6 protein-coding genes and 1 pseudogene are annotated in these 9,546 nt (G+C 60.5%); 3 read left to right on the forward strand and 4 right to left on the reverse strand.

The features are described from left to right. Both Q7C33_RS28795 and ettA read right to left on the reverse strand, forming a co-directional pair. Positions 1-244 (reverse strand): annotated as a pseudogene (locus Q7C33_RS28795) (hypothetical protein); the annotation flags it as partial. A 13-nt stretch (positions 245-257) separates the two neighbouring features. Next, a complete protein-coding gene (gene ettA, locus Q7C33_RS28800) occupies positions 258-1,922 on the reverse strand; it encodes an energy-dependent translational throttle protein EttA (RefSeq protein WP_030140297.1) in 1,665 nt (554 codons plus the stop codon). 270 nt (positions 1,923-2,192) lie between these two features. On the opposite strand from ettA, the gene Q7C33_RS28805 reads away from it, so the two are divergent. The 3 genes from Q7C33_RS28805 to Q7C33_RS28815 all read left to right on the forward strand — a co-directional run bounded on the left by Q7C33_RS28805 (position 2,193) and on the right by Q7C33_RS28815 (position 8,210). Next, positions 2,193-6,041: a sensor domain-containing protein gene (locus Q7C33_RS28805; protein WP_407684585.1), complete on the forward strand. Its 3,849-nt coding sequence runs from the start codon at positions 2,193-2,195 to the stop codon at positions 6,039-6,041. A gap of 160 nt (positions 6,042-6,201) precedes the next feature. Continuing rightward, positions 6,202-7,455: a serine hydroxymethyltransferase gene (gene glyA / locus Q7C33_RS28810; RefSeq protein WP_030140299.1), complete on the forward strand. Its 1,254-nt coding sequence runs from the start codon at positions 6,202-6,204 to the stop codon at positions 7,453-7,455. Positions 7,456-7,664: 209 nt separating this feature from the next. Beyond that, positions 7,665-8,210: a hypothetical protein gene (locus tag Q7C33_RS28815; RefSeq protein WP_407684586.1), complete on the forward strand. Its 546-nt coding sequence runs from the start codon at positions 7,665-7,667 to the stop codon at positions 8,208-8,210. A gap of 63 nt (positions 8,211-8,273) precedes the next feature. Here Q7C33_RS28815 and yjiA read toward each other — a convergent pair whose 3' ends face one another. Then, the gene (yjiA, locus tag Q7C33_RS28820) at positions 8,274-9,242 is read right to left on the reverse strand and encodes a GTPase (RefSeq protein WP_407684587.1); all 969 of its coding nucleotides are present in this window, start codon (positions 9,240-9,242) and stop codon (positions 8,274-8,276) included. Between the two features lie 75 nt (positions 9,243-9,317). Next, positions 9,318-9,546 (reverse strand): hypothetical protein (locus Q7C33_RS28825; protein ID WP_407684588.1); only part of this gene is annotated, 229 nt, incomplete at its 5' end.

A 9,546-nucleotide genomic window follows, 5' to 3' on the forward strand; every position in this document is an offset into this window, starting at 1 on the left:
AGGTGGGGGATGAGGTGGTGTGGAAGCGGCCAGCGGGGGATGTGGCGATCGAGGTGGTGGCGATTGAATTGGAGTAAAACCCGAGGCGTTCGTGGCGAGGGAGCTTGCTCCCGCTGGGTGGCACAGCCGCCCTCGCTTTTTTGCGGTTGCTGCGCAACCGAGCGGGAGCAAGCTCCCTCGCCACGGTCTTCGCTTCGATAAGCTGTTCCATGAAAAACGGAGCCCCGAAGGCTCCGTTGTTCATGCAACCGACCCAATCAGGCCAGTTTCTTGTGCCGTACGCGATGCGGCTGGGCAGCGGCTTCGCCGAGGCGCTTCTTGCGATCGGCTTCGTACTCGGTGTAGTTGCCTTCGAAGAACACCGCTTGCGAGTCGTCTTCGTACGCCAGGATGTGGGTTGCCACACGGTCAAGGAACCACCGATCGTGGGAGATCACAATGGCGGCGCCAGGGAAGTCCAGCAAGGCTTCTTCCAGGGAGCGCAGGGTTTCGACGTCGAGGTCGTTGGACGGTTCGTCGAGCAGCAGGACGTTGCCGCCCTCCTTCAGCGTCAACGCCAGGTGCAAGCGACCACGCTCACCACCGGAGAGGTCCTTGACGAACTTCTGCTGGTCGCCACCCTTGAAGTTGAAGCGACCGACATAAGTGCGCGACGGGATTTCATAGTTGCCGATGCGGATCTGGTCGGAACCGTCGGAGATCTGCTGGAACACGGTCTTGCTGCCGTCCAGGTCCTCACGGCTCTGGTCGACGCAGGCCAGTTGCACGGTTTCACCGATCTCGATGCTGCCCGAATCCGGGGTTTCCTTGCCCATCAGCATGCGGAACAGCGTGGATTTACCTGCGCCGTTACCACCGATCACACCGACGATGGCGCCTTTGGGCATGGAGAACGACAGGTTGTCGATCAACACGCGATCGCCGTAGCCCTTGGTGACGTTCTTGAACTCGATGACCTTGTCACCCAGGCGCGGACCGGCCGGGATGTAGATCTCGTTGGTTTCACTGCGCTTCTGGAATTCCTGGGACTGCATTTCCTCGAAGCGCTGCAGGCGAGCCTTGGATTTGGACTGGCGGGCCTTGGCGCCTTTGCGCACCCACTCCAGTTCTTCCTTCATGGCTTTTTCATGGGCCGATTGCTGCTTGGATTCCTGGGCCAGACGATCGGACTTGGCTTCCAGCCAGCCCGAATAGTTGCCCTCGTATGGAATGCCCGCGCCGCGGTCGAGTTCCAGGATCCAGCCGGCGACGTTGTCCAGGAAGTACCGGTCGTGCGTGATCGCAACCACGGTGCCCGGGAAGTCGTGCAGGAAGTGTTCGAGCCAGGCAACGGAATCGGCGTCCAGGTGGTTGGTCGGTTCGTCGAGCAGCAGCATGTCCGGGGCCGACAGCAGCAGGCGGCACAGGGCCACGCGGCGCTTCTCGCCACCGGAGAGGTGTTCGACCTTCGCGTCCCAGGCTGGCAGGCGCAGCGCATCGGCGGCGACTTCCAGCTGGCGGTCCAGGTTGTGGCCGTCGCTGGCCTGCAGGATCGCTTCGAGCTTGGCCTGCTCCGCGGCCAGCTTGTCGAAGTCGGCATCCGGGTCGGCGTAGGCGGCATAGACCTCGTCCAGGCGCGCCTGGGCGTCCTTGATGACGCTGACCGCTTCCTCGACCACTTCACGGACGGTCTTGGTCGGATCCAGCTGAGGCTCTTGCGGCAGGTAGCCGATGTTCAGGTCTGGCATCGGACGGGCTTCGCCGTCGAATTCGTTATCGACGCCGGCCATGATCTTCAACAGGGTGGATTTACCCGAGCCGTTGAGACCCAGTACGCCGATCTTGGCGCCGGGGAAAAAAGACAAGGAGATGTTTTTCAGGATTTCCCGCTTCGGCGGAACAACTTTGCTCAGCCGATGCATGGTGAAGACGTATTGAGCCATGGTGAACCTAGCGTCAGTGACAGGTGAAAAGAACGAGCCAGGCCATGCGCGGCACCGGCACTTGATGCTATCAATGCCAGCGGGCGGATGGCGCCTGGGAAGCTGGAGCTGGGACGTTCTTGTTTGACCGGCAAAGCTACCTCAACCGTCGGTCCAGGTCCAGCCGCCAAGGGCTGGCACTTTGCCACAAGTCAAGGCATGCTAGCCGCCCTTCGGGCGTCCGGCTTATAGTGCCCGTCGCGCCAGTCCAGCAAACCGCAGGATTACAGCTTGTCCAATGTCACGCCGCCTCCGTCCCCACGCGCACCGACAGCTGTGCCCGGCCTGCCCCTGCGCGGAACATTGAAGGGCGCGCTGGCCTCGCTGGTCCTGTTATTGCTGGGCCTGCTCTTCTGGCAGTTGCTTGATCAGTTGCGTGAAACCCAGCAGCAACAACGTCAATACACCATCGACTACACCGCTGACCTGGCCGCGCAAGTCAGCCTGAACATGGCCTTGAACGCGCAAATCGCCCTTAACCTGCTACCGATCGTCGAACAACCGCAAACTGCCGACGAACAGCAGGCCCTGCTGCGCAAGCTTCAGCAATCATTGCCCCAATTGCGCAGCCTGGCGTTGCTGAGCCCATCGGGCAGGGTGCTCAGTGACAGCGATGCCGACAGCCAGGACGCCGACTACCTGGCCGAGCTGGTACGACGTAGCCGTGCCCAGGCGCACTACTTCAGCAATGCCGAAGATGGCTCCGTGGTGCACCTGTTGCTGCACCAGGCCAGCGGCAGCAGTCGTGGTTACTGGGCGCTGCGCCTGACGCCGAGCTTCTTCTCGACGTTGACCAAACAGGCCGACACGGGCCTGCGACCGTTGTGGCTGGTGGAGAACCGTCTCAACCAGCAAATCATCAGCCGCGACGAAAGCCGGCCCTCGACCACCCCGACCCAACTGACCTCCCAAGACCTGAGCGACACCGTGCTGACCGTGCCCCTGAGCAGCAGCGACTGGCAACTGCGCGGGTTGTTCGATCGGCGCCAGGTGCTTGAACAACTGCTCCCGGCCTTCATCGGCAAATGCCTGCTGGGCCTGGCGTTCTCGATGCTCCCGGTGATCGCCCTGCTGAACATGCGACGACGCCAGCGGCAATTGCACGAAGGCCGCCGTCGCTACCAGGACATTTTCGAGGGCACCGGCGTGGCCCTCTGCGTGCTCGACCTGTCCGGCCTGAAGGCATTCTTCACCCGGACCGGCCTGCAGGACGGCGAACAGTTGCGCGCCTGGCTGCAGGACCCGCAGCACCTCGGACAGTTGCAGCAGCAGGTGCACGTCACCGAAGTCAACCAGATGGCCTTGAAGCTGCTCAATGTCGATTCCTGCGAACAAGCCTGGCAACTGCTGGTCGGCAACGGCCCGAGGGACAACAATCCCATCGGTTCGAAACTGCTCGAAGCACTGCTCGACGAGCACAAGCAGCTGGAACTGGAAATCAAGTTGCAGGACGCCCATGGTCGAGACCAGCATTTATGGCTGGTCCTGCGCTTGCCGGAAACACAGCGCGACTATAACGCCGTCATCCTGAGCATCAACGACATCACCAGCCGCAAGCTGGTCGAACTCTCGCTGCTCGAACGCGAAGGTTTCTGGTCCGATGTGGTACGCACCGTTCCGGATCATCTTTATGTACAGGACGTCATCAGCCAGCGGATGATCTTCAGCAACCACCACCTGGGGCAGACGCTCGGCTACGACCGCACCGAGTTGCACCAGATGGGCGAGTACTTCTGGGAAATCCTGCTGCACAGCGACGACGCCGACCAGTACCACTTTCTGCGCCAGCAACAGCGACGCGGCGGCTATACGCAACTGTTGCAATGCCAATTGCGCTTCCGCCATCGCAACGGCAAATGGCGACGCTTCGAGGTTCGTGAGCAAGCCCTGGCCCGGGACCGCTACGACCAGGTGACACGCATCATCGGTGTGGCAAAAGACATCACCGAGCAGATCGAGGCCAGCGAATCCCTGCGCGACAGCGAGCAACGCTACCGGATGCTCGCCGAAAGCATCAGCGACGTGATTTTCTCCACCGACAGCAAGCTCTCGCTCAACTATGTCAGCCCGTCGGTCCAGGCGGTGCTGGGCTACACCTCCGATTGGATTTTCCAGAACGGCTGGCAATCGACCATCGCCAATCCGCAGCAACTGACGGGCATCTACAGCCTGATGGACCGGGTCAGCAAGGCCCTCGACAAGCCCGACCAACTGGCCGAACTGCGCAACCAGATGCAGACCCAACTGTTTTTGTTCGACTGCCTGCGCGCCGATGGGCGCAAGATTCCAATCGAACTGCGGCTGGTGCTGGTGTGGGACGACCATGGCGCGTTCGAAGGCGTGCTCGGCGTCGGCCGCGACATCAGCCAACAGCGTCGAGCCGAAAAAGACCTGCGCATGGCCGCCACCGTATTCGAACATTCGACCTCGGCGATCCTGATCACCGACCCTGCCGGCTATATCGTCCAGGCCAACGAGGCTTTCAGCCGCGTCAGCGGTTATGCCGTCTCGCAGGTCCTGGACCAGTTGCCCAACATGCTGACCGTGGACGAGCAGCAGGAAGCCCATTTGCGCTATGTGCTCAAGCAATTGCAACAGCACAGCACGTGGGAAGGCGAAGTCTGGCTCAAGCGCCGCAATGGCGAACATTATCCGGCCTGGGTCGGCATCACGGCGGTGCTGGACGACGAAGGCGACCTGGCCAGTTACGTGTGCTTCTTCAGCGACATCAGCGAGCGCAAGGCCAGCGAGCAGCGCATTCATCGCCTGGCCTATTATGACGCCCTGACCCACCTGCCCAACCGCACGCTGTTCCAGGATCGCCTGCACACCGCGCTGCAATCGGCGGAGCGGCAGAAGACCTGGGTCGTGCTGATGTTCCTCGACCTGGACCGCTTCAAGCCGATCAACGACTCCCTCGGCCACGCCGCCGGCGACCGCATGCTCAAGGAAATGGCCACGCGCCTGCTCGGCTGCGTGGCCGACGACGACACCGTGGCGCGCATGGGCGGCGACGAGTTCACGCTGCTGCTGCAACCGCGCGCCAGCCGCGAAATGGCCTTGAACCGGGCCATCACCGTGGCCGAGCAGATCCTCGCCAGCCTAGTCCGGCCATTCGTGCTGGAAGGCCGGGAATTCTTCGTCACCGCCAGTATCGGCATCGCCCTGAGTCCCCAGGACGGCAACGAACTGAGCCAGTTGATGAAGAACGCCGACACGGCCATGTACCACGCCAAGGAACGCGGCAAGAACAACTTCCAGTTCTACCAGGCCGACATGAACGCCAGCGCCCTGGAGCGCCTGGAATTGGAAAGCGACCTGCGCCATGCCCTGGAGCAGAACGAGTTCGTGCTGTATTACCAACCGCAGTTCAGCGGCGATGGCAAACGCCTGACCGGTACCGAGGCCCTGCTGCGCTGGCGCCATCCGCGACGCGGGCTGGTGCCGCCGGGGGACTTCATTCCCGTACTCGAGGAACTCGGGCTGGTGGTGGACGTCGGCGACTGGGTCATCACCGAAGCCTGTCGGCAACTCAGGACCTGGCACCAGGCCAAGGTCCGGGTGCCGAAAGTCTCGGTCAACATTTCCGCCCGGCAGTTCTCCGACGGCCAGTTGGGCACGCGCATCGCCACTATCCTGCGCAACACCGGCCTGCCGCCGGCCTGCCTGGAGCTGGAACTCACGGAAAGTATCCTGATGCGCGAAGTCAGCGAGGCAATGCAGATCCTTGCCGGGCTGAAAAACCTCGGCCTTAGCATCGCCGTCGATGATTTCGGCACCGGTTATTCGTCGCTCAACTACCTCAAGCAATTCCCCATCGACGTGCTGAAGATCGACCGCACCTTCGTCGACGGCCTGCCGTCCGGCGAGCAGGACGCACAGATCGCCCGGGCAATCATCGCCATGGCCCACAGCCTCAACCTCGCGGTGATCGCCGAGGGCGTCGAAACCCACGAGCAACTGGACTTCCTGCGCGAGCACGGCTGCGACGAGGTCCAGGGCTACCTGTTCGGCCGCCCGATGCCGGCGAATCGGTTCGAAGCGCAGTTCAGCAATGATGCGTTGTTCATGATTGATTGAGGCAGCTGCGAGCTTCAAGCGGCAAGCTTCAAGCTAACGCGAATCTGCTTCTGCTTGTAGCTCGTCGCTTGCAGCTTGAAGCTGAATTCCTTTCATATGCCTTCCAAAACCGGTTGAGGTAGAATGCCCCCCTTTTCTGCCCCGATCCTTGAGGACCGCCATGTTCAGCCGTGATTTGACTATTGCCAAGTACGACGCCGATCTCTTTGCCGCCATGGAGCAAGAAGCTCAGCGCCAGGAAGAGCACATTGAGCTGATCGCTTCGGAAAACTACACCAGCCCCGCGGTGATGGAAGCTCAAGGCTCGGTACTGACCAACAAGTACGCCGAAGGCTACCCAGGCAAGCGCTACTACGGTGGTTGCGAGTATGTCGATGTGGTCGAGCAACTGGCCATTGACCGCGCCAAGGAGCTGTTCGGCGCCGACTACGCCAACGTCCAGCCACACGCTGGTTCCCAAGCCAACGCCGCCGTGTACCTGGCGCTGCTGTCGGCCGGCGACACCATCCTGGGCATGAGCCTGGCCCACGGCGGTCACCTGACCCACGGCGCCAGCGTTTCCTCCTCCGGCAAGCTGTACAACGCCGTCCAGTACGGTATCGACGGCAATGGCCTGATCGACTACGACGAAGTCGAGCGCCTGGCCCTCGAGCACAAGCCGAAAATGATCGTGGCCGGTTTCTCCGCCTACTCCCAGGTCCTCGACTTCCCGCGCTTCCGCGAAATCGCCGACAAGGTCGGTGCCTACCTGTTCGTCGACATGGCCCACGTTGCCGGCCTCGTCGCCGCTGGCGTGTACCCGAACCCGGTGCCGTTCGCCGACGTGGTGACCACCACCACCCACAAGACCCTGCGCGGTCCACGTGGCGGCCTGATCCTGGCTCGCGCCAACGCCGACATCGAGAAGAAGCTGAACTCCGCTGTCTTCCCGGGCGCCCAGGGTGGCCCGCTGGAGCACGTGATCGCCGCCAAGGCGATCTGCTTCAAGGAAGCCCTGCAACCTGAGTTCAAGGCGTACCAGCAGCAAGTCGTCAAGAACGCCAAGGCCATGGCCGGCGTGTTCATCGAGCGCGGCTTCGACGTAGTGTCCGGCGGCACCGAGAACCACCTGTTCCTGCTGTCGCTGATCAAGCAGGAAATCTCCGGCAAAGACGCTGACGCAGCGCTGGGCAAAGCGTTCATCACCGTCAACAAGAACTCGGTACCCAACGATCCACGTTCCCCGTTCGTCACCTCGGGCCTGCGTTTCGGCACCCCGGCCGTGACCACTCGTGGCTTCAAGGAAGCCGAGTGCAAGGAACTGGCCGGCTGGATCTGCGACATCCTGGCGGACCTGAACAACGAGGCGGTGATCGACGCCGTGCGTGAGAAGGTCAAGGCCATCTGCAAGAAGCTGCCTGTATACGGCGCTTGATCCGCCGGCTACACGGCTGCCTGAAAGGCCCACATCGAAAGATGTGGGCCTTTTTTATTGATCATTTCAAGGGGCCAGGGAGAACCGTCTAAATTATCCAATCTCCAGCCAAGCATTAACTTTCGTAATAATTAAATTTCCCGTTCCAGTCATAAAAAAAATATAACGCTAACGCACTGAATAAAAAATTTCAAAGGACGCTTTAAAACATGGAAAGTAGACTTTCATTCGACGCCGAACTTAGAGTCATGAATGAGCGGGTAAACCTGCTTGAGGCACTGCACGGCAAGCCGGCACTCGCCACCTTGACCGCATTCAGCGGAGGCTTTTTTACCGGCAAGCCCCAAACCCGTGACCATTCGAGCTTTTTTGGCATCGCCCCTAAACAACCAGGCCCGGACCGGAAGGCGCTAAAGCTACGCTTTCAATACACCGAAGCCGGGTACGTGCTGTCTGTTAAAAACACAGGTGAGCATTACAAAAAATTCGTCAGCAAAGTCTGGATTAACGTTTTTGGCGTGACTCATTCGAACCCCAAGCGCCCCGCCTTGTTTAGCCTTATTGACCAGAACAACAACACGCTCACTCGGGACAATATTAAAATGACCCACACCCCCGTCACGCTGATGACCCCAAATAATAAATACGTGGGTAGATTAATAGCGCGAGGCTCGCCTTACACCTATCTGGGCGAAACAAAAGAGAATGCAAAGATAACTTTCATCCTGAGCGTTCTAACGCCTCCCCCATCCTGAATACCGGGCCGGTCCCCGGGCCATCCGGAGCGAACGCTTCGGATGGCCCGGAACCCGCGTCCGTCAGTGGAGCGCAGCGTTGAAACCGGCACGGATCTGCTCTTCAGGCAATTCATCGGCGATGAACACAATCACGCTCTCGCGAGCTTCGCCTGGAGCCCATTCGGTATCCCAATCGAAACCGTACAACTTGAGCACTCCTTGAAACACCAGCCGACGGGGTTCGCCCGCGATGTTCAGCACCCCCTTGTAGCGCAGCAACTGCTTGCCATGCGCTTCCAGCAGCTGGTTCATGAACTCGCTGAGTTTATCGATATCCAGTGACTGATCGGTGCGCAGTACGAGACTGCTGATGCGATCGCCCGTGGTGGCCTTGCCAACCGGACGAAGACTGAACCCGGCGCCAAGGTCAGCGTTGAGATTGAACCCCCGGATATCGAGCAGTTCGGCCAGATCGATCCGGCCATGTTCGACCACGCGGACAGGCGCCCGCCGATTGATCCGGTTCAGCCGCTCACTCAACGCGTTGACATGGGCTGTGTCCACCAGATCGGTCTTGCTCAAGAGCAACCGATCGGCGAATCCGACCTGGGCCTGGGCGATGGTTTGGGTCAGGTGGACATCAGCGTGGGCGGCATCCACCAAGGTCAGGATGCCGTCGAGGATGTAGCGCTCGCGCAGGTCTTCGTCGATGAAAAATGTCTGGGCCACCGGGGCCGGATCGGCCAGGCCGGTGCATTCGATCACCAAACGATCGAAGTGGATCTCGCCGCTGTCCAGCCGTTCGAGCAACAGGTAAAGGGCTTTGGTCAGGTCGGTGTGAATGGTGCAGCACACGCAGCCGTTGGCCAGCGTCATGACTTGCACCGGCTCGTCACCCAGCAGTTGGGTGTCGATGCCGGCATCGCTGAATTCATTCTCGATCACTGCGATTTTCAAGCCGTGCTCGGCCTTGAGCAGATGACGCAGCAATGTGGTCTTGCCCGCACCGAGGAAGCCGCTGAGGATCGTGACCGGGATGGGAGAGGACAAACTGGATCTCCTTTGATACCTGAAAAGAAAGCTGATCCTGTGGGAGCGAGCCTGCTTGTGAAAGCGGTGGATCAGTCAAATCATCGCTAACTGACCCACCGCTTTCGCAAGCAAGCTCGCTCCCACAGGGGAATCGGTGTGCACGCAAATCTCGAAACCACCCAAAAACAACTGTGAGAGCGGGCTTGCTCGCGATGGCGTCAGGTCAGCCGAATCATCGTTGACTGACACTCCGCTTTCGCGAGCAAGCTCGCTCCCACAGGGGAACGGTGGTGTACACAAATCTTGAGACCAGCCCAAAACA

The organism is Pseudomonas sp. BP11-1-1 (assembly GCF_052112105.1).
Lineage (GTDB): Bacteria > Pseudomonadota > Gammaproteobacteria > Pseudomonadales > Pseudomonadaceae > Aquipseudomonas > Aquipseudomonas alvandae.

Excerpts from the sequence above, each read along its gene's own strand:
- glyA (WP_030140299.1), top strand. The coding sequence starts at position 6,202 with ATGTTCAGCCGTGATTTGACTATTGCCAAGTACGACGCCGATCTCTTT.
- ettA (WP_030140297.1), bottom strand. The coding sequence starts at position 1,922 with ATGGCTCAATACGTCTTCACCATGCATCGGCTGAGCAAAGTTGTTCCG.
- Q7C33_RS28815 (WP_407684586.1), top strand. The coding sequence starts at position 7,665 with ATGGAAAGTAGACTTTCATTCGACGCCGAACTTAGAGTCATGAATGAG.